Annotated in this window: 16 protein-coding genes; 9 read left to right on the top strand and 7 right to left on the bottom strand. The window is 69.2% G+C overall.

Annotation, left to right across the window (positions count from 1 at the left end):
• Positions 1-10: 10 nt before the first annotated feature.
• Positions 11-1,126: a DNRLRE domain-containing protein gene (locus PFX98_RS12355; RefSeq protein ID WP_285235509.1), complete on the bottom strand. Its 1,116-nt coding sequence runs from the start codon at positions 1,124-1,126 to the stop codon at positions 11-13.
• Positions 1,123-1,833: a DVUA0089 family protein gene (locus tag PFX98_RS12360; protein WP_285235510.1), complete on the bottom strand. Its 711-nt coding sequence runs from the start codon at positions 1,831-1,833 to the stop codon at positions 1,123-1,125. Before PFX98_RS12360 ends, PFX98_RS12355 begins: the two co-directional genes overlap by 4 nt.
• A 181-nt stretch (positions 1,834-2,014) precedes the next feature.
• Here PFX98_RS12360 and PFX98_RS12365 point away from each other — a divergent pair, with 181 nt between their 5' ends.
• Positions 2,015-2,656, top strand: a complete 642-nt coding sequence (locus PFX98_RS12365; protein ID WP_285230808.1) for a 2-hydroxychromene-2-carboxylate isomerase — start codon at positions 2,015-2,017, stop codon at positions 2,654-2,656.
• Here PFX98_RS12365 and PFX98_RS12370 read toward each other — a convergent pair.
• A complete protein-coding gene (locus PFX98_RS12370; protein WP_285230809.1) occupies positions 2,643-3,890 on the bottom strand; it encodes an MFS transporter in 1,248 nt (415 codons plus the stop codon). The two genes, PFX98_RS12365 and PFX98_RS12370, sit on opposite strands and share 14 nt — an antisense overlap.
• A gap of 59 nt (positions 3,891-3,949) precedes the next feature.
• Between PFX98_RS12370 and PFX98_RS12375 the strand changes: the two genes are divergently transcribed.
• The gene (locus PFX98_RS12375; RefSeq protein WP_285230810.1) at positions 3,950-4,948 is read left to right on the top strand and encodes a GlxA family transcriptional regulator; all 999 of its coding nucleotides are present in this window, start codon (positions 3,950-3,952) and stop codon (positions 4,946-4,948) included.
• On the opposite strand, the gene PFX98_RS12380 is transcribed toward PFX98_RS12375, so the two are convergent.
• Positions 4,945-8,508 (bottom strand): indolepyruvate ferredoxin oxidoreductase family protein, encoded by a 3,564-nt coding sequence (locus PFX98_RS12380; protein WP_285230811.1) that lies wholly within the window; start codon positions 8,506-8,508, stop codon positions 4,945-4,947. The two genes, PFX98_RS12375 and PFX98_RS12380, sit on opposite strands and share 4 nt — an antisense overlap.
• Positions 8,509-8,629: 121 nt before the next feature.
• Here PFX98_RS12380 and PFX98_RS12385 point away from each other — a divergent pair, with 121 nt between their 5' ends.
• From PFX98_RS12385 to infA, 5 genes are all read left to right on the top strand, one after another.
• Positions 8,630-9,100 (top strand): Lrp/AsnC family transcriptional regulator, encoded by a 471-nt coding sequence (locus PFX98_RS12385; protein WP_285230812.1) that lies wholly within the window; start codon positions 8,630-8,632, stop codon positions 9,098-9,100.
• A gap of 133 nt (positions 9,101-9,233) precedes the next feature.
• Entirely contained in the window at positions 9,234-9,725 is a 492-nt protein-coding gene (locus PFX98_RS12390; RefSeq protein WP_285230813.1) for a hypothetical protein, read from the top strand.
• A gap of 92 nt (positions 9,726-9,817) precedes the next feature.
• Positions 9,818-10,987 carry a GGDEF domain-containing protein gene (locus PFX98_RS12395; RefSeq protein ID WP_285230814.1) on the top strand — a complete coding sequence of 390 codons (1,170 nt, stop codon included), beginning with the start codon at positions 9,818-9,820 and terminating at the stop codon, positions 10,985-10,987.
• Complete coding sequence (locus tag PFX98_RS12400; protein WP_285230815.1) at positions 10,987-11,685, top strand: CBS domain-containing protein; 699 nt, start codon at positions 10,987-10,989, stop codon at positions 11,683-11,685. The genes PFX98_RS12395 and PFX98_RS12400 overlap by 1 nt, the downstream gene beginning before the upstream one ends.
• 199 nt (positions 11,686-11,884) lie before the next feature.
• Positions 11,885-12,145: a translation initiation factor IF-1 gene (infA, locus tag PFX98_RS12405; protein WP_285230816.1), complete on the top strand. Its 261-nt coding sequence runs from the start codon at positions 11,885-11,887 to the stop codon at positions 12,143-12,145.
• A 12-nt stretch (positions 12,146-12,157) separates the two neighbouring features.
• On the opposite strand, the gene PFX98_RS12410 is transcribed toward infA, so the two are convergent.
• Positions 12,158-12,979 carry a M90 family metallopeptidase gene (locus PFX98_RS12410; RefSeq protein ID WP_285230817.1) on the bottom strand — a complete coding sequence of 274 codons (822 nt, stop codon included), beginning with the start codon at positions 12,977-12,979 and terminating at the stop codon, positions 12,158-12,160.
• A gap of 215 nt (positions 12,980-13,194) precedes the next feature.
• On the opposite strand from PFX98_RS12410, the gene PFX98_RS12415 reads away from it, so the two are divergent.
• Together PFX98_RS12415 and PFX98_RS12420 are read left to right on the top strand one after the other, a co-directional pair.
• On the top strand, positions 13,195-14,238 hold the full coding sequence (locus PFX98_RS12415) for an HD domain-containing phosphohydrolase (RefSeq protein ID WP_285230818.1): 1,044 nt from the start codon (positions 13,195-13,197) through the stop codon (positions 14,236-14,238).
• A 35-nt stretch (positions 14,239-14,273) separates the two neighbouring features.
• Positions 14,274-15,422, top strand: coding sequence for a YbfB/YjiJ family MFS transporter (locus PFX98_RS12420; RefSeq protein WP_285230819.1), 1,149 nt, complete (start codon positions 14,274-14,276; stop codon positions 15,420-15,422).
• 14 nt (positions 15,423-15,436) lie between these two features.
• Here PFX98_RS12420 and PFX98_RS12425 read toward each other — a convergent pair whose 3' ends face one another.
• Both PFX98_RS12425 and PFX98_RS12430 read right to left on the bottom strand, forming a co-directional pair.
• Positions 15,437-17,575 (bottom strand): 3-hydroxyacyl-CoA dehydrogenase NAD-binding domain-containing protein, encoded by a 2,139-nt coding sequence (locus tag PFX98_RS12425; RefSeq protein ID WP_285230820.1) that lies wholly within the window; start codon positions 17,573-17,575, stop codon positions 15,437-15,439.
• Positions 17,576-17,580: 5 nt separating this feature from the next.
• On the bottom strand, positions 17,581-18,786 hold the full coding sequence (locus PFX98_RS12430) for an acetyl-CoA C-acetyltransferase (protein WP_285230821.1): 1,206 nt from the start codon (positions 18,784-18,786) through the stop codon (positions 17,581-17,583).
• Positions 18,787-18,800 lie beyond the last annotated feature (14 nt).

Here is an 18,800-nt window from a genome sequence, read left to right on the forward strand (position 1 = left end):
GCCGTGGCGCTCAGTTGCTGACCATGGCCCAGCCGGTGCTCCAGTCGTCGGTGGTGGTGTTGAGCGTGTTGGCGCCGCTGTTCTGGCGCACGCAGGGGCCGATCACCCAGCTGCCTGCACCGGGCACAAAGCTGGTGCTGACGGCCGCCAGCGCGTGCACGTTCGCCGTCACCGGAATCACCTTGTAGCCGACGCCGGGTGACTGCACGGTTGTGCCGCCGCTGGACCGATAGCAGATGTCGACGCGCACGCTGTTGCTGGCGGTCGGCACGAAGGTCCATGAGCCGCTGGCGGAGATGCGCTGGCCGGCCGTCGTCGTCAAGCTGACGCTCGGCCCGATGGCGGTATAGGCCGTGTTGCTGAGCACGGTCTGCGTCGTCTGGCCGTTCCAGGCGCCGATGCTGACCACCCCCGTGGGCCCCTGCGGCCCGGTGGCGCCTACCGGGCCCTGCGCTCCGGCCTGCCCCTGCGCGCCGGTCGGCCCCGGCAGGCCCATGGGCCCCTGCGGCCCCGTCGCACCGGCCGGACCCATCGGGCCGATCGGCCCCTGGTCGGACAGCGTGATGTCCAGCCGCGCCACATGCGCCGTGGCGGTGTTCTCCTTGCTGTCGAAGAAGGCCACCGTGGCCGGTGCCGCGAGCGCGGGCGTCAGGGCCAGGCCGTAGTTGGAGCCCGGGTTGTTGACCCATTGCTTGACCAGGGCCGTGAGGTCCACGTTGATGAACTGGTTGGCCGTGGAGACCGGCACGCCGGATGCCGTCGGCGCGCCCAGCACCGGGGCCGTTGCGCTGGTCACGGTGGCCTCGCTCCAGGCCGAGAAGGCCGGCGTCACATCGATCGCGCCGGCGCTGCCAACGCGGTTGACGTAGAGCAGCAGGCGGGCCGACACCACCTTGGCCGCGGTGGTGGCGGCCGGCAGCGTCGACAGGTCGAAGCGCAGCAGGCCCAGCGCGCCCGCCCCGACGTTGAGCGTCGTCACGGCACCGAAATTGGCCGCCGGCATGGCGCTGCTGATGTGCGCGTCCGCGGCCAGCGGGGCATCGAGCGCGTGGGCGCTGAGGCTGAACAGGGCGCATGCGATCGCGGCGGCGATCGGGCTGGGCAGCGGCTTGCAGGTGGTGCTCATGACGGCTCCTGGTGAAGAAGGGCGAGGGCGGGGGTGGATCCTGCGGCTGGGCCGCGCCGGCGACGCCGCAGCGCCGCCAGCAACGCCAGGCCGGCCGCCAGCAAGGCGCCGGCGCCCGGTTCGGGCACGGCGCTGACCTCGCCATCCAGGCGCAGGTCCAGCGCCCAGTGGCCGCTGCGCTGCGTGCCGTCGACCTGGATGAAGTGCAGGCTCGGGTCGTCCGGCAGGCCCGCGTACTGCGCCGTGTAATGCGGCTGCCCGCTCATCGAGAAGCCGTCGGCCAACTGCCCGACCGGGTTGTTGCCATCCTGCGAGAGCACCAACAGGTATTGCCCGGCCGGCGCACCCGGCAGGCTGTAGCTCGCATCCCAGCAGAAGCTGATGCCGCAGGTATTGGACGAGCCGACATTGCCGCCGATCTGGCTGCCCGTGGCGTCGAACAGCGTCAGCACCGGCGCAAAGCCGCCCGGCGCGATCGTCTCACCGGCGGCGTTGCTGCCGCCCGAATAGGACAGGGTCAGCAGCTGGAGCTCGCCCGGCGCGGGCAGCAGGATGTTGAAGACCGCGAGCTGATCGTCGCTGCTGAAGCTGCCGCTGAAGGAGAAGCTGGTGGCTCGCGCCGGCCCGGCGAGCAAGGCCAGGCTCAGCAGCAGGGCGCTCATGGCGCCCATGGCCGCGGTGGCGGAAGGTCTGCGTGGCTTGTACATGGCGTCCATCTCCTCGCTGCCCCGTGCCGAGGGCGACACAGGTGGCGCAATGTGGCACTTCGCGCGCCGGCTGGATACCGCTAACTTGCATGGTGGCGGCCGGCAATGGGCGTAGAGTTGGGGCTCATCGCGGCCTTGTGCGCCGCCAGCCAGCGTAGGTCACGCCTTGCCAGAAGCCGCCTTGCCAGCATCGTCCGGGCTCGCCCGACAGCATGCGCCGATCCAGTTCTACTTCGACTTCTCCTCGCCCTATTCCTACATCGCGTCGGAGTGGATCGACGCCGTGGCGGCGCGCCATGGCCGGCGCGTGCAATGGCACGCCATCCTGCTGGGCGTGCTGTTCCAGGCGGCGGAGTTGAAACCGCCGGTCGCCTATCCGCTCAAGCGCGACTACGCGCTGCGCGACTTCGAGCGTTCGGCGCATTTCGCCGGCCTGCCCTATCGGCAGCCCGGCGCCTTCCCGATTGCCACACAGCATGCCGCCCGCGTGTTCTGGTGGCTGCACGAGAGCCAGGGGCACGATGCCGCGGTGGCCTGGGCCCATGCCGGGCTGCGCGCCTATTTCACGCGCGGCGTGGCGCTCAACGACGTGGTGGCGCTCAAGGCCCTGGCGGGCGAGAGCGGGCTGGATGCCGCTGCCGCCGAGGCGGCCTGGGGCGATGAGCGCTGGAAGCAGCGACTCAAGGCCGAGAACGAGGCCGCGCTGGCGGCCGGCGTGTTCGGCGCACCCTACTGCATCGTCGACGGCGAGCCCTTCTGGGGCCAGGACCGCCAGGCGCAGATCGAGCGCTGGCTGGCCAGCGGGCCGTTCAAGCGCGTCTGAGACGCGTCTTCGTCAGGTCCAGGGTCAGGTCTTGCCGCCGCTGCAGCCACAGCGCGCTGCCCGCGGCCAGGGCCAGCAGGGGCCAGATCAGGCCGTTGACATGGCCCCAGCCCCAGCCGTCGAAGACCCAGCCCGAGGCCATCGCAGCGATGGCGACGATGGCGGCGACCAGGAACTCGTTGGCGGCCTGGGCGCGTGTGCGGTCGGCCAGGCTGTCGTGTGCAAAGGTCTCGGCCAGCAGCGCACTGCCACCCACGAACATGAAGTTCCAGCCGGCGCCATTGAGCATCAGGGCCAGGCCGAACTGCCAGGCGCTCTGGCCGCTCAAGGCCACCAGGCTGCCACCGGCCATGGCCGCGCTGCCCAGCCACAGCGCCCGCGTCACACCCCAGCGGGCGATCAATCGGCCGCTGAAGAAGCCGGGCGCGTACATGCTCATCAAATGCCACTGGATCACGCCGGCGGCCACCGTCACCGGCAGGCCGCAGCCCACCACCGCCAAAGGCGTTGCCGTCATCACGAACATCATGCTGGCGGCACCCACGGCGCAGCCGCATGCCGCCACCAGAAAGGCCGGGCGGTGCAGCAGTTGCAGCAGCGGTGTGGGCGCGCCCGCGGCGAGCACCGGGGCCGCCGTGCCGCCGCGCAGCCGGCTCAGCACCAGGATGGAGAGCAGGGCCAGCGCCACCACCGCGAGATACGAGCCGGCAAAGCTGTGGCCCGGCACCGCCTCGCGTGCCAGCGCCGCCAGGGTGGGGCCCAGCACGGCCGCCAGCACGCCGCCGCCGGTCACCCAGCCGATGGCCTGGGCCTTGAAGGTGGCGCTTGCTGCCTCGGTGGCCGCGAAGCGGTAGAACTGCGCGCTGGCCGCAAAAGCGCCGAGCGCCAGATTCGCGGTGCAGAACAGCAGGAAGTCATTGCGCACGATGGCCCAACTGGCCAGGGCACCGCCGCAGGCGCCGGCCAGGGCCCCCAGCTGGAACACGCGCGGCCGGCCCCAGCGCCGAGCCAGCAGCGAGACCGGGACGGTGCTCAGCGCCGTGGCCACCGTCACCAGCGCATAGGGCAGGGTGGCCAGCGCGCGGCTCGGTGCCAGCATGCTGCCCACCAGGCCGGTGAGCGTGAGGCCGATGGCCGAGGCGCACACGAACAGGGCCTGGCACAGCACCAGCAGGGCGACGCGGCGCTCGCTGGCTTGCAACAGGGTGAAGCGGAAGGCGTTGGGGGTTTTCATGCGCCCAGCTTAGTTGGGGCTATGCTGGCAGAACTGACGCAATGACCGCAAAAACTGCCATGCCAGAGAAAACCAAGACGGTGCTGCTGGTGGCCTACGAGGGCTGCCAGTCGCTGGACGTGACCGGGCCCTGGGAGGTCTTCAGCAAGGCCAATCAATTTGCCCAGGTGGCCGGGCAGGCAGCGCCGCCCTATCTCGTCGTGCTGGCTTCGCCCGAGGGTGGCATGGTGCGCTGCAATTCCGGCCTGCAGCTGGGCCCCAGCACCGCGCTGGCGGCGCTACGCGGCCCGCTCGACACCGTGCTGGTGGTGGGCGGCAACGATGGTGATCTGGAGGGGCGCGATTGGGCCGCCAGCCTGCTGCCCTGGCTGCGCAAAAAGGCGCCGCAGGTGCGGCGCATGGGCAGTGTCTGCACGGGGGCGTTTGCGCTCGCGGCGGCGGGGCTCTTCGACGAGCGCCGCGTCACCACGCACTGGCGGTTCTGCGAGCAGCTGGCGCGCATGTACCCGCGCCTGCGCCTGGAGCCCGACGCGATCTTCGTGGCCGACCCGCCCTTCTACAGCTCGGCCGGCATCTCGGCCGGCATCGACCTGGCCCTGGCCCTGGTGGAGGCCGATCTGGGCCAGCCGATCGCGCTCGCGGTGGCGCGCCATCTGGTGCTTTATCTGCGCCGCCCGGGCGGCCAGTCACAGTACTCTGCCGGCCTGCAGGCCCAGGCGCAGGCCGGCGGCGACCGCCTGGCCGACTTGCTGCTGTGGATGGTGGAGCACCCCGAGCGCGACCTCAGCGTGGCGGCCCTGGCCGAACGCGCCAGCATGAGCGAGCGCCATTTCGCGCGCCTCTTTCTGGCCGAGACCGGCCAGACCCCGGCGCGCTTTGTCGAGGCCTTGCGGCTGGAGCGCGCCAAAACCCATCTGGAGCGCAGCGTCTGGCCGCTCGAGCGCGTCGCGCAAAAAGCCGGCTTCGGCTCGGTGGACAGCCTGCAGCGCAGCCTGCGCCGGCATGCGGGTATCACGCCGGAGCAGTATCGGCAGCGGTTCTCGAGGCAGGGGGCTTAGAGCTCCGCCACGCCCTTCACGCGCTGCGGCATCGCCACCACCTGCGCCACCGGTTCGGCCGCGCGGCCATGGAAGCGATCCAGCAGGTCCTTCCACTGCGCGCGCACTGTCACCACATTGGCCAGCTTGACATGGCCGTAGCCGCGGATGGTCTCGGGCAGGCGGGCCAGCTTGACGGCCAGCTCCAGCTTGTCCGCGCTGAGGTGCTTGAGCAGTTCGTCGACCAGGGCCTCGTAGTCGGCAATCAGCTGGCGCTCCATGCGGCGCTCCTCGGTCTTGCCGAAGAGGTCCAGCATGCCGCCGCGCAAGCCCTTCAGCTTGGCCAGCACCTGGAAGGCCTTGAAGGTCCAGCTGCCCAGTTCCAGCTTCTTGGCCTTGCCATCGGGGCCAGGTTTTGACAGCAGGGGTGGGGCCATGTGGAAGGACAGCGAATCCCAGTTCTCGAACTGTTCCTTCATCGCCTTCTCGAACTTGCCATCGGTGTAGAGGCGCGCCACCTCGTACTCGTCCTTGATGGCCAGCAGCTTGGCGTAGTAGCGTGCCACCGCCTTGCTGAGGCGTTCGGCCTTGCCGGCTTCGCCCAGTTCGGCTTCGGCCTTGCGCACGCGTTCCACCAGGCGCAGGTAGCGCTCGGCATAGGCGCGGTCCTGGTAGTCGCTGAGGAAGGCGGCGCGGCGTGCGATCAGGCCGTCCTCGCCGTCGAGCTTGTCGAAGTTCAGCACCTGCACCAGGCCCTGCGGTGTGCCGGCCAGGCGACGCAAGGCCTCGGGCGCGGCGATGGCCAGGCGGCCCAGCGCGAAGGCGGTCTTGTTGCCCTCCACGGCCACGCCATTGAGCTCGATGGCGCGCATCAGCGCGGCCTCGCTCAGGGGGATCAGGCCACGCTGCCAGCAGGCTCCCAGCATGATGATGTTGCTGGGCATGGTGTCGCCCATCAGCTGCTGGGCAATCGCCTGGGCATCCACGGTGGCGAGCAGCTCGGCCTGGCCGCCCACCGCATGCTGCATCTTGGCCAAGAGGCCGCCGGCATGCAGGCTGGCATCGGGGTTGCGCACAAAGCCGGCCGTGGGCAGCTCATGCGTGTTGGCCAGGATCACGGTGCGGCCGGGCTTGACGGTGCCCAGCGCGTCGGGCGAGGCGCCCACCACCATATCGCAGGCCAAGAGCACATCGGCCTGCTGGGTGTCGATGCGCACCTGGTTGAGCAGGTCCTGCGTCGGCGCCACGCGCACGAAGGACAGCACCGAGCCGCCCTTTTGCGCAAAGCCCATGAAGTCCAGCACCGAGGCCTGCTTGCCTTCCAGATGGGCCGCCATCGAGACGAGTGCGCCCACCGTCACCACGCCGGTGCCGCCCACGCCGGTCACCAGCAGGTCGAAGGGGCCGGTCCAGTCCCAGGCCGCGGGGCTGCCGATGGCGGCGAGTTCGCGTGCCAGGTCTTGCGGGCTGTAGCTGGCGCCGGCGCGCTTCTTCAGCTGGGCACCATGGACCGAGACGAAGCTGGGGCAGAAGCCGTTGACGCAGGAGAAATCCTTGTTGCACGAGCTCTGCTCGATGGCACGCTTGCGGCCCCAGTCGGTCTCTACCGGCACCACCGAGAGGCAGTTGCTGGCCTGGCCGCAATCGCCGCAGCCCTCGCACACCGCCTCGTTGATGAAGATGCGCTTGGGCGGGTCGTAGAACTCCTTCTTCTTCCGCCGGCGGCGCTTCTCGGCGGCGCAGGTCTGGTCGTAGATCAGCACCGTCACGCCCTCGATCTCGCGCAGCTCGCGCTGCACCTGGTCGAGCTCGCTGCGGTCGTGGAAGGTGGTGCCGGCCGGGAAGAGACCATGGTGGCCGTCGTACTTGCCAATCTCGTCGGAGAGCACCACCAGGCGCTTCACGCCCTCGGCCTCCACCTGGCGCGCGATCTGCGGCACGCTGGTCGAGCCGTCCACCGGCTGGCCGCCGGTCATTGCCACGGCGTCGTTGTAGAGGATCTTGTAGGTGATATTGGTCTTGGCGGCGATGGCCTGGCGGATCGCCAGATAACCGCTGTGGTAGTAGGTGCCGTCGCCGAGGTTCTGGAACACATGCTTCTCGGTGGTGAAGCGGCTGTGCGCGGCCCAGTCCACGCCCTCGGCGCCCATCTGGATCAGGCCCGAGGTGCCGCGCTCCATCCAGCTGGCCATGAAGTGGCAGCCGATGCCGGCCAGGGCGCGCGAGCCCTCGGGCAGCTTGGTGGAGGTGTTGTGCGGGCAGCCCGAGCAGAAATAGGGCTGGCGGCGCACGCCATCGGCCTCGTTGCTGAGCAGGCAGGGGGTGAGGAAGTCCACCACCAGATGGCGGCGGTCCAGCGCCGGATTCAGGCGGGCCAGCCAGTCGGCCACCGTGTTCATGATGCGCGAGGGGCGCAGTTCGCCAAGTGCCGAGAGCACGGCGGCGCCATGTTCATCGGTCTTGCCGATCACGCGCGGGCGCTGGGCGTCGGGCAGGTGGTAAAGCAGCTCCTTGATCTGGCGCTCCACCACCGGGCCTTTCTCCTCGATCACCAGCATGTCGGTGAGCCCCTGGGCGAACTCGGCCATGCGGCTGGTCTCCAGCGGAAACACCAGGCCCACCTTGTAGACGCGCACGCCGGCCGCGGCCAGCGCATTCGGGTCCAGATCGAGGCGGCGCAGCACCTCCATGAAGTCGTAATGCGCCTTGCCGACGGTGACGATGCCCAGCGTGGCGCGCGGGCTCACCACGATGTGCTTGTCGATGCTGTTGAGCTTGGCGAAGGCGCGCACCGCGTCGAGCTTGTGCGCCAGCCGGGTCTCCAGCTCCAGCGAGGGCAGGTCCACCGTGCGGATGTGCAGGTTGGTGGGGGGCACGTGGTCGACCGGCAGCTCGAAGTCCAGCGGCACGCTGTCCAGGTCCACCGTCATGCCCGACTCCACCACCTCGGAGATCGCCTTGAAGCCGACCCAGGCGCCGGAGAAGCGGCTCAGCGCCCAGCCGTAGAGGCCGAACTCCAGGTACTCGGCCACATTGGCAGGGTGCACGATGGGCATGCTCCAGGCCTGCAGGGCCTGGTCGCTCTGGTGCGGCGTGGAGGAGGAGACGCAGCCATGGTCGTCGCCGCACACCACCAGCACGCCACCCTGGGTGGACGTGCCATAGACATTGCCATGCTTGAGCGCATCGCCCGAGCGGTCCACGCCCGGGCCCTTGCCGTACCACATGGCAAACACGCCGTCGACGGTGCGCTTGGGATCCAGCGCCACGCGCTGCACGCCCAGGCAGGCGGTGGCGGCCAGGTCTTCGTTGATGGCGGGCAGGAAGTTGATCTGCGCCGCGTCTAGGAACTTCTTGGCCTTCCAGAGTTGCTGGTCCACCATGCCCAGCGGCGAGCCGCGGTAGCCGGAGACGAAACCGGCCGTCTTCAGCCCGGCGCGCTCGTCCAGTGCCTTTTGCGCCAGCAGCAGGCGTACCAGGGCCTGGGTGCCGGTGAGGAAGACCTGGCCCGAGCGCGCGCCCAGGTTGTCGGAGAGCTTGTAGTCGCGCAGCGCGGGGCTGGCTTGCTCGAGGGTGGACATGGGCCGGTCTCCTGATGTTCTGTTCAGGGGGCAGATTCTTGGTCAGGCAGCCGAGAGTTTGTTACTTGCATCGCTACTGTCAAGGCTGCTGATGAGAGAATTCCTCTCAAAGGTGGTTGAAATGGAAAACGAACGTTTTGATCGGGCCACGCGCCTCATCCTTGAGGCCCTGCAGGCCGACGGGCGCCAGAGCACCCAGCAGCTGGCCGACAAGGTCGGCCTCTCGGCCACGCCGGTGTGGCGGCGCATCAAGGAGCTGGAAGAGAGCGGGGTGATCCGCCGCCACGTGGCCCTGGTGGACCGCGAGAAGCTGGGCCTGTCGATCTGCGTGCTGGCGAACGTGAGCCTGGTGCGGCACAGCGAGGGCGCGGTGGAGCAGTTCGAGCAGCTGGTGCAGAGCAGCCGCGAAATCATCGAATGCCACGGCATCACCGGCGAGGCCGACTATGTCATCAAGGTGGTGGTGCCCGATATGAAGGCCTACGACCAGTTTCTGCAGAGCCGCATCTTCAAGGTGCCGGGCGTGGCCAGCGTGCGCAGCAACGTGGTGTTGCGCGAGGTGAAGTACGAGACCGCCCTGCCGGTTGATTGATAAAGGCGCATAGCGGTTAAAGTCCGCTCCGGTCTTGCCGAAAACCTGCGTATGGGCGGGGCCTCAATACCGCTGGTGCCTGTATCGCACCCCGGACTTCCCGCCCCGCAGCCTCCTATTTGAGGAGCTCATCATGGTCACTTCCATTCCGAGTACCAGCGCCGCGAACCCAGCCGCCGCCGCCAGCGCACCGACCCAGCGTCCTCATGCCGACGAGGCCCTGAAGCGTCAGGAAGCCGCGACCCATAACAAGCCCGTCACCGAGGATGACACCACGGTGGTGCAGATCTCCCAGCAGGGTGCCAAGCTGGCCGAGCAGGCCGTGGCCGGCCAGCCCGCCAAGACCGCCCCGGCCCAGCCCGCCGCCGAAACCGGCGCGACCGGCGCGACCGACGTGACCGGCACGGCCGCGCAGGCCAGCAGCAACAAGCCCGAGGCCGCCTTCGAGCCCGCCGATGGCAACAAGGACGGCCGCGTCACCGAGTTCGAGCAGCAGGCCTACGACTTCAAGCATCCCAAGTCCCTGGCCGAGCTGATCGCCGAGGAAAAGGCCGCCGCCGCGAATGGCCTCAGCGCCGGACTCAAGGCCTACGAGGAAGTGGCGCGTTCGGGCCGCAGCGCCTGAGAGCGTAAACACGCGCTGAGCGCGCCGACACCGGCGCCGATGGCGCCCATGCCGTGACATGAGCCGCCGATGTCACGTGCATAGAATGGGCCATGCCCTTGGACATGCCGACCCTCTTCCTGGTGGTGACCGTCGTGGCCTTCGTGATGGCGGGGTGGGTAGGCGTCATGGCCTGGGGGCAACGCCGCAGCGAGGCGCTGTGGTCCTGGGCCGCCGTTATGTGCGCCTTTGCCGTCAGCAATGTGCTCTACGGCTTTCGCGGCGTGATCGGTGACTTCTGGTCGGTGGTGCTGGGCAACGGCGTACTCTCGCTGGCCTTCGCGCTCATGCTGCTGTCGCTGTGGCGCTTCCAGGGCATCCGGCCCAGGCCGCTGCTGATGGGTTTGCCGGTGCTGCTGGCGCTGGGCCTGTATGCCTTGTTCATCGATGCCTACCGGATCCGCGTGATCGTGGGTGGCACGCTGTTCCCCGCGCAGCTGGGTCTGGTGCTGCAGGTCTTGCTGAGTCGTCGCCGGCCCGTGCTGGGGCGCGGGCGCTGGATGCTGGTGACGGGTGCGGCGGTGCTGGGCACCATCCTGCTGTTGCGCGCCCTGGGCATGCTGCTGGGCTGGCTGGATGCCGGCGATGCGCTGGCCAACTACCGCTGGCAGGCCATGCTGGTGCTGGTCGCGATGGTGGCGGTGCTGAGCTTCGGCCTGGGCTTTGTCTACATGAATCTCGAGCGTGCCGAGCGGCGCAGCTTCGAACTCGCGATGCGCGATGTGCTCACCGGGCTGGCGAACCGGCGCGCCATCCTGGACCTGCTGCGCAGCAGCGTGGCGCGGGCGCGGCGCCAGGGGCAATGGCTCTCGGTGCTGATGGTGGACATCGATCACTTCAAGGCCGTCAACGACAACCACGGCCACCAGGCTGGCGACGCGGTGCTGCGCCAGGTGGCGCAGACCCTGGCCAGCCGGCTGCGCGCGCAGGACCAGATCGGCCGCTTCGGCGGCGAGGAATTCCTCGTGCTGCTGCCCGACACGCAGGCCGAGGGCGCCCGCGTGCTGGCCGATGCGCTGCGTCAGGCGGTGCAGCACACCTTCACCCCATGGGGCGGCCAGCAGATCGCCGTCACCATCAGCGTCGGTGTCTGTGGCCATCCGCTGAGCGAGGCGGACAGCCCGGAGTCGCTCATCGCGGCGGCCGACCGCGCCATGTACCAGGCCAAGCGCCTGGGCCGCAACCGCGTGGAGCAGGTGGGCGAAGAAAGCGAGGCGGGCTGATGTTCACGGTCTACGGCCTCAATGGGCGCGTCTACAGCGGCAGCCTGGATGGCGTGCGCGAGCTGGCGCCGGTGCAGGCGGTAGCGCGGGTGCGCGCGGCGGCGGCGATCGGGCGCAACGAGCAGGCCTTGCTGCCCTCCATCGTGCGCGGCCTGCCGGTGCCCGGCAACGACTACGGCCGGCTTGGTCGCGGCGGCGAGCGCGCGCCGCGCCAGGCCCTGGCCGCCTATGCCCAGACCCAGCAGGGGCAGGCCGAGCGCCAGGCCCTCAGCCTGGTGCAGGAATTGATGAGCCGGGAGGTGCTGTCGGTGCCGGTGGGGGCGAGCGTGGCCGAGGCCTGGAGCCTGCTGGCCCAGCGCGGCTATGGGCAGGCGCCGGTGCTGGATGCGCGCCAGCGGCTGGTGGGGCTGATTTCGCGCGCCGATCTGCTGCCGCTGCGCGCCTTCGACACCCCCGAGGTGTTCGAGCCGCAGCTGTGGAAGGATCGTCTCGCGCTGCCGGTGGCGGCGCTGATGTGGACGCCCATCCCCAGCGCCCATCTCGACACGCCCTTGCGCGAGGTGGCGCAGCTGCTGCTGGACCTGCGCCTGCCGGGCCTGCCGGTGGTGGGCGAGGGCGGCGGCGTGGAGGGCTTTCTGTCGCGCAGCGATCTGCTGCGCGCCATCACGCGCCAGCCGCCGCTGGACCTGTGGAGCTGAGCCGGTCGCCCGCCATATAAGGCATAAACCTTGCTTTCAAGCGCGATTTCCCTTACATTAGGGCGCTGCCGCTGCGGACATTCTGTGTTGCAGCGGTTTTGTTTTGCGCGCTTCACTCTGGTTGTGCCCGGATGGACAGCGTCTTATCACCCAGCCCAGCCTGCAGATCGCGGGTACAGGGCGATACCGGAGTTACACCATGGCCAAAGAAGAACTGATTGAAATGCAAGGCATGGTGGACGAGGTCCTGCCGGACACGCGTTTCCGCGTCACCCTGGACAACGGCCACCAACTGGTTGCCTACACCGCCGGCAAGATGAAGAAGCACCACATCCGCATCCTCGCGGGTGACAAGGTGTCGCTGGAACTCTCGCCCTACGACCTCAGCAAGGGCCGCATCACCTTCCGTCACATCGAGCGTTCGGGTGGCGGCGGTGCGCCGCGTCCGCAGCGTCGCTGATCGCTTTGATCTTTACTGCCAGCTGAGCGGATTGAGCCGGTAATAGCGGCTCAGCTCAGCGTACAGCGCGGGATGCCAGCCGGCCAGCTCGGCCGGCCGCTCGAAGAAGACCTCGCTGGCCACAGCGAAGAACTCGGCCGGATCGGTGGCGCCATAGTCGCTCATCAGGCTCGGGACCCCGGCCTCGGCGCGTGCGCGCAAGGCATCAAACTCCCCCTGCATCACCGCCGACCAGCGCGCATAGGCCGCCTTGCTGGCCAGCAGGGGTGCGCCATTGGCATGGCCTTTTTCCTGGTCCAGCTGGTGGGCGAATTCGTGGATCACCACGTTCTGCCCGTCGCCCGGCTCGGCCGCGCCGGCCACCACATCCTGCCAGGACAGCACCACCTGCCCCTGGCTCCATGATTCCCCCGACAGCACCTGGCGCTGCTCCATCTGCACGCCCGCGGCACCGGTGTGCACCCGCTGCACCGCAAAGGCGCCTGGATAGACCAGGATCTGCGAGAGCCGCGGGTAGAAGCCGCGCTCGGCCCCCAGCAGCGGCAGGCACGCCTGGGCCGCGATGGTGACGCGCACCTCGTCGCTGATGACGAAGCCGGCGCAGCCGATGAACTGCTTCTCGGCCAGAAAGACCTGCATCAGCCCCTTGAGCCTGAGCTGCAGATCGGCCGGCAGGCGCTGCACATAGGGCACGCGCCGACGCAGGATGCGCCGCCAGGCGGCGGGAAAGCTCTGCCGTGCCAGGCGGGCGCGGCGGCGGGCCTGCCAGCGCGGCGCCAGCACGATGCCGGCAATCAGCAGCATGGCCAGCATGAATACCAGGAACAAGGCCATGCGCTTGCCTTTCGTTGAGGTCAGGTGGGGCAGATGTGCGCACAGCGCCGTAATTCAAGCCCAGCCCCCTCGCCCAAGGGATGCCTTTGTGCGGCCAGCAAACGCACAATCAGTTACACGGGCCATCCAGACCGCGTCGGCGTCAGCGCCGACCCGTACCACCGTGCCGGATCGTGGTGCGTCAGCGGCTCAAGACTTGCGTCGGAATCATTCGTTTGAATATCGTTCTCGTTGATGACAATCCGGTCAATCTGGCCCTGCTGGGCGAGCTGGTCAAGCAGCTCGATGCGGGTCAGGCGCATGCCTTCAGCGATGCCGACGCCGCCCTGCAGTGGTGCCTGCAGCAGGACCCCGATCTCGTCATCGTCGACTACATGATGCCCGGCCTGAATGGCCTGGAATTCATCAAGCGGCTGCGCGCCGAATCCTCGCGCGCCGACGTGCCGCTCCTGATGGTGACCGCCAACGCCGAGGTGCAGGTGCGCTACGACGCGCTGCAGTCGGGCGCCAACGACTTTCTCACCAAGCCGCTGGACCCGGTCGAGTTCCTGGCCCGCTCGCGCAATATGCTGGCGCTGCGGCGCGGCCAGCTGGCCCTGGCGATGCGCGCGAGCTGGCTGGCCGAGGAGGTGCGGCGTGCCACGCAGGAGATCGTCGAGCGCGAGCGCGACACCATCTTCCGCCTCTCGCGCGCCGCCGAATACCGCGACCCCGACACCGGCAGCCATGTGATGCGCATGGCGCATTACTCCAAGCTGATCGCGCGCCGCCTGGGCCTCACCAGCGACGACCAGGACATCTTGTTCCGCGCCGCGCCCATGCACGACATCGGCAAGGTGGGCATCCCCGACCAGGTGCTGCTCAAGCCCGGCCGGCTCGATCAGCCCGAGCTCGAGGTGATGCGCGACCATGCCCGCATCGGCCACGAGATCCTGCAGGGCAGCCCCTCGCCGGTGCTGCAGCAGGCCGCGGTGGTGGCGCTGAGCCACCACGAGAAGTTCGACGGCAGCGGCTACCCCCATGGCCTGGCGGGCAAGAAGATCCCGCTGCAGGGCCGCATCGTCGCGGTGGCCGATGTCTTCGATGCCCTCACCACCGAGCGCCCCTACAAGCGCCCCTGGAGCCTGGAGAAGGCGCGCGGCTATCTGGAGGAATCCTCCGGCTCGCATTTCGATCCGGACTGCGTGGATGCCTTCCTGGGTGCCTGGGACGAGGTGCTGGCGATCCACGAACGCTTCCAGCCTGTCGCCCAGGTGTAAGCGCGGCAGGGGGCAGGGCTGCTAGTCTGGCGGCCATGCGTCCTCTTCAGCCCTGGCAGGTCTCCGTCGCCGGCATTTGCTCCCTGGTGCTTTGCATCGGCCTGGCGCGCTTTGCCTACACCCCCTTGCTGCCGCTGATGCAGGCCCAGGCCGGCCTCAGCGATGCCGCGGCCGGCGGCCTGGCGGCTTTCAACTACATGGGCTATATGGCCGGCGCGCTGCTGGCCTCCTGGATGGACGATGCGCGCTGGCGCCACCGCCTCTTCAGCGCCGGCCTGCCGCTGGCCATCCTCAGCGCCGTGGCGATGGCCTGGACGCAGCAATGGTGGGCCTGGGCCTTGCTGCGCTTTCTGGGCGGCCTGAGCGGCGCGGCCGGCATGCTGCTGGGTACCGGCCTGGTGCTGAACTGGCTGATGCGTGCCGGCCACCGGCCCGAACTGGGCGTGCACTTCATCGGCCTGGGCCTGGGCATCGTGGTGTCGGCCCTGGGGGCGATGTTGCTGTCGGCCCTGCAGCTCGATTGGGCGCAGCAATGGTGGGGCATGAGCCTGCTGTGCCTGCCCTTTCTGTGGCCGGCCTGGCGCTGGCGGCCACCGGTGCCGCCGGCCGCGCCGGCCCACCAGGCCGCCACGGCCGCGCCACCACGGCGTTGGGCCCTGCTGATGATGGCCATGTATTTCTGCGCCGGCTGGGGCTTTGTGATCAGCGCCACCTTCACCGTCGCCATCGTCGAGCGCCAGCCGCTGCTGGCCGGGCGCGGGCCGCTCGCCTGGCTGCTGGTGGGCCTGGCCGCGGTGCCCGCGGTGTTCCTGTGGGACCGCGTCGCGCGGCGCATCTCCGAATTGCCGGCCCTGTTGCTGGCGCTGGGCCTGCAGGTGATCTCGGTGCTGCTGCCCGCGCTCTCCGACGGCCTGCCCGCCGCCCTGGCCGGTGCCTTGCTCTACGGTGCCACCTTCATCGGCATCGTCAGCCTCACGCTCGCAGTGGTGGGGCGCCGCGCGCCGGCCAACCCCGGCAAGGCGATGGCGAGGTTGACGCTCAGCTACGGGGTGGCGCAGATCAGCGCGCCGGCGCTCAGCGGCCTGATGGTGCAGGCCAGCGGCAGCTTCAAGACCCCGCTGCTCCTGACGGCCGCGGTGCTGCTGCTGGGCATGGCGCTGCTGGGGGCCTTGCTGCGCGACTGAGCGCTGCCTAGGTTCTACTGCTCCGCGAAGCGCTCCCCGCGCTCGGCCATCTCCACCAGGATCTGCGCCGGCGCAAAACGCTCGCCATGGGCCGCGGCCAGTGCGCGCGCGCGGGCGACAAAGGCGGGCAGCCCATAGGCGTTGATGAATTGCAGCGCACCGCCCTGGAAGGGCGCAAAGCCCCAGCCGAAGATGGAGCCGATATTGGCGTCGGCCACCGAACGCAACACGCCCTCCTGCAGGCAGCGCGCGGCCTCGTTGGCCTGGGCAAACATCAGCCGGTCGATGAGTTCGCGCTGGGCGGGCTGCTGCGCGGCCACGGGGTGGAGCTGGGCGAGTCCGGGCCAGAGCTGCTTGTCTCCGTCGGCCCAGTCGTAAAAGCCCTTGCCGACCTTCTTGCCCACGCGCCCCAGCTCGCACAGCTGGCGCAGCACCGCTTCGCCCGGATGCTCGTGGTAGGGCTTGCCCTCGGCCGCCAGATCCTTGCGGGTCTGGTCGGCCACATGCACGCCCAGGCTCAGGCTGACCTCGTCCTGCAGCGCCAGCGGCGGCATCGGCATGCCGGCCTGCAGACCGGCCGCCTCGATGGAGCGCGGATGCACGCCCTCCTTGAGCAGGGCGATGCCCTCCATCACATAGGTGGCGAACACGCGGCTGGTGTAGAAGCCGCGCGAGTCGTTCACCACGATGGGGGTCTTGGCGATCTGCTGCACATAGTCGAAGCCGCGCGCCAGCGTCTCCGGCGAGGTCTCCTTGCCGACGATGATTTCCACCAGCGGCATCTTGTCCACCGGCGAGAAGAAATGCAGGCCCAGGAACTGCGCCGGCCGCACGCTGGCCTGGGCCAGGCCAGTGATGGGCAGGGTGGAGGTGTTGGAGGCGAACACGGCGCCGCTGCCGATCACGGCCTCGGCCTTGCGCGTTACATCGGCCTTGATGGCGCGGTCCTCGAACACCGCCTCGATCACCAGATCGCAGCCGGCCAGGTCCTGGTAGTCGGTGGTCGGCTGGATCAGCGCCAGCAGCGCCTCGCGCTGCTCGGCCGTGCTGCGGCCCTTCTTCACCGCCTTGTCCAGCAGCTCCTGCGCATAGCGCTTGCCCTTCTCGGCGGCCTCCTGCGTGCTGTCCAGCAGCAGCACCTGCATGCCGGCCTTGGCCGAGACATAGGCAATACCCGAGCCCATCATGCCCGCGCCCAGGATGCCCAGCTTCTTCACCTTGTTCACGGGCACGCCGGCGGGCCTGGACGCGCCCTTCTTGATCGCGTTCAGCTGGTACCAGAGCGTACCGATCATGTTCTTCGAGGCCTGGCTGGTCACGCAGGCGGCAAAGTAGCGCGACTCGATCTCCAGCGCGCGGTCGATGTCGGTGAGCCCGCCCTCGAACACGCTGGACATGATGTGGGTCAGCGCCGGGTAGTTGCCGTAGCTCTTGGCCGAGGCCATCGAGGGCGCGATCGAGAACAGCTGGGCGGTGGCGGGCGAGCGCGAGTCGCCGCCCGGATAACGGAACTTGGGCGCGTCCCAGGGCTGCACCGGCTTCTTGTTGACCGCGATCCAGGCGCGTGCCTTGGCCAGGGCCTCGTCGCGGCTGGCGGCGAGTTCGTTCACCAGGCCGCTGGCGAGGGCTTGGGGCGCGCGCACCTCGCTGCCTTCGCCCATCCACTGCAGGGCCTGCTGCATGCCCACCAGGCGCGGCAGGCGCTGCGTGCCGCCGCCGCCCGGCAGCAGGCCCAGCTTTACCTCGGGCAGGCCCAGCTTGGCCTTGCCGTCATCGATGACGATGCGCCAATGGCAGCCCATCGCGATCTCCAGCCCGCCGCCCAGGCACATGCCGTTGATGACAGCCACCACCGGCTTGCCGCAGCGCTCCAGCCGGCGTATGAAGCCCTTGAGCTGCATCGACGCGTCGAAGGCCTCCTGCGCGTTTGTGAGCGCGCGCAGCCGGTCGACATCGGCGCCGGCCAGGAAGTCGCGCTTGCCCGAGGCCAGGATCAGACCGGTGACCGAGGCGTCCTGTTCCAGCAGATCGGCCAGACCCGCCAGCGGCTGGGCCAGTGCCTCGTTCAGCACATTCATCGAATGGCCGGGCAGGTCCATGGTGGCCAGCACCACGCCGTCGTCGCCCTTTTCAATGCGCAAGGCTGTCGTCATGATGTTCAAACCCTCTCGATGATGGTGGCGATGCCCATGCCGCCGCCCACACACAGGGTGGCGCAGCCGGTGCTGAGGTTGCGGCTTTCGAGCTCGTCTAGCAGGGTGCCGAGGATGATGCAGCCGGTGGCGCCCAGCGGGTGGCCCATGGCGATCGAACCGCCGTTCACGTTCACACGCTCCAGCGAGACGCCCAGGTCGCGCGCCGTCTTCATCGGCACCACCGCAAAGGCCTCGTTGATTTCCCACAAGTCGATGTCGGCGGCCTGCATGCCGGCCTGCTTGAGCGCCTTGCGGCAGGCGGGCGTGGGCCCGGTGAGCATGATGGTGGGCTCGGAGCCGATCACCGCGGCAGCGCGTATGCGCGCGCGCGGCTTCAGCCCGGCGGCCGCACCGCCGGCCTGGCTGCCCACCAGCATCAGCGCGGCGCCATCGACGATGCCCGAGGAATTGCCGGCGTGGTGGATATGCGGGATGCGCTCCAGCGTGGTGTATTTGCGCAGCGCGGTGGCGTCGAAACCCATCTGCCCCATCATGGCGAAGGAGGGGTCCAGCTTGGCCAGGGTCTCCAGCGTGGTGGCCGGGCGTATGGTCTCGTCGTGCTCCAGCAGGGTGAGGCCGGCGATGTCGCGCACCGGCACGATGGAGCGCGCGAAGTGCCCGGCCGCACGCGCCGCCGCGGCGCGCTGGTGCGACTGCACCGCGAAGGCGTCCACATCGGCGCGGCGAAATCCTTCCAGCGCCGCGATCAGATCGGCGCTGATGCCCTGCGGGATGAAGCCCAGGGCCTCATTGACGCGCGGGTCCATGAACCAGGCGCCGCCATCGCTGCCCATGGTCCAGCGGCTCATCGATTCCACGCCGCCCGCCACCACCAGCTGCTCGAAGCCGCTTGCCACCTTGGCGGCGGCGAGGTTGATGCTTTCCAGCCCCGAGGCGCAGAAGCGCGACTGCGTCACGCCGGCCACGCTCTCGGCCCAGCCGGCGTCCAGCACCGCGGTGCGCGCGATGTCGGCGCCCTGCTCGCCCACCGGGGTCACGCAGCCCAGCACCACATCGTCCACCAGGGCGGTGTCCAGATGCTGGCGCTGCTGCAGGGCCTGCAGCAGGCCGCGCAGCAGCCACACCGGGCTCACCTGGTGCAGGCGGCCATCCTTCTTGCCCTTGCCGCGCGGGGTGCGTACATGATCAAACAGGTATGCGTCGAACATTGTTGTCTCCTGGC

It is taken from the genome of Paucibacter sediminis (assembly GCF_030254645.1).
Classification (GTDB): Bacteria; Pseudomonadota; Gammaproteobacteria; order Burkholderiales; family Burkholderiaceae_C; genus Paucibacter_B; species Paucibacter_B sediminis.

What these genes read in the sequence shown, in the direction of transcription:
- PFX98_RS12355 (WP_285235509.1), bottom strand. Translation starts at nt 1,126, where the DNA reads ATGAGCACCACCTGCAAGCCGCTGCCCAGCCCGATCGCCGCCGCGATC.
- PFX98_RS12360 (WP_285235510.1), bottom strand. Translation starts at nt 1,833, where the DNA reads ATGTACAAGCCACGCAGACCTTCCGCCACCGCGGCCATGGGCGCCATG.
- PFX98_RS12370 (WP_285230809.1), bottom strand. Translation starts at nt 3,890, where the DNA reads ATGAAAACCCCCAACGCCTTCCGCTTCACCCTGTTGCAAGCCAGCGAG.
- PFX98_RS12375 (WP_285230810.1), top strand. Translation starts at nt 3,950, where the DNA reads ATGCCAGAGAAAACCAAGACGGTGCTGCTGGTGGCCTACGAGGGCTGC.
- PFX98_RS12380 (WP_285230811.1), bottom strand. Translation starts at nt 8,508, where the DNA reads ATGTCCACCCTCGAGCAAGCCAGCCCCGCGCTGCGCGACTACAAGCTC.
- PFX98_RS12385 (WP_285230812.1), top strand. Translation starts at nt 8,630, where the DNA reads ATGGAAAACGAACGTTTTGATCGGGCCACGCGCCTCATCCTTGAGGCC.
- PFX98_RS12390 (WP_285230813.1), top strand. Translation starts at nt 9,234, where the DNA reads ATGGTCACTTCCATTCCGAGTACCAGCGCCGCGAACCCAGCCGCCGCC.
- PFX98_RS12395 (WP_285230814.1), top strand. Translation starts at nt 9,818, where the DNA reads ATGCCCTTGGACATGCCGACCCTCTTCCTGGTGGTGACCGTCGTGGCC.
- PFX98_RS12400 (WP_285230815.1), top strand. Translation starts at nt 10,987, where the DNA reads ATGTTCACGGTCTACGGCCTCAATGGGCGCGTCTACAGCGGCAGCCTG.
- infA (WP_285230816.1), top strand. Translation starts at nt 11,885, where the DNA reads ATGGCCAAAGAAGAACTGATTGAAATGCAAGGCATGGTGGACGAGGTC.
- PFX98_RS12410 (WP_285230817.1), bottom strand. Translation starts at nt 12,979, where the DNA reads ATGGCCTTGTTCCTGGTATTCATGCTGGCCATGCTGCTGATTGCCGGC.
- PFX98_RS12420 (WP_285230819.1), top strand. Translation starts at nt 14,274, where the DNA reads ATGCGTCCTCTTCAGCCCTGGCAGGTCTCCGTCGCCGGCATTTGCTCC.
- PFX98_RS12425 (WP_285230820.1), bottom strand. Translation starts at nt 17,575, where the DNA reads ATGACGACAGCCTTGCGCATTGAAAAGGGCGACGACGGCGTGGTGCTG.
- PFX98_RS12430 (WP_285230821.1), bottom strand. Translation starts at nt 18,786, where the DNA reads ATGTTCGACGCATACCTGTTTGATCATGTACGCACCCCGCGCGGCAAG.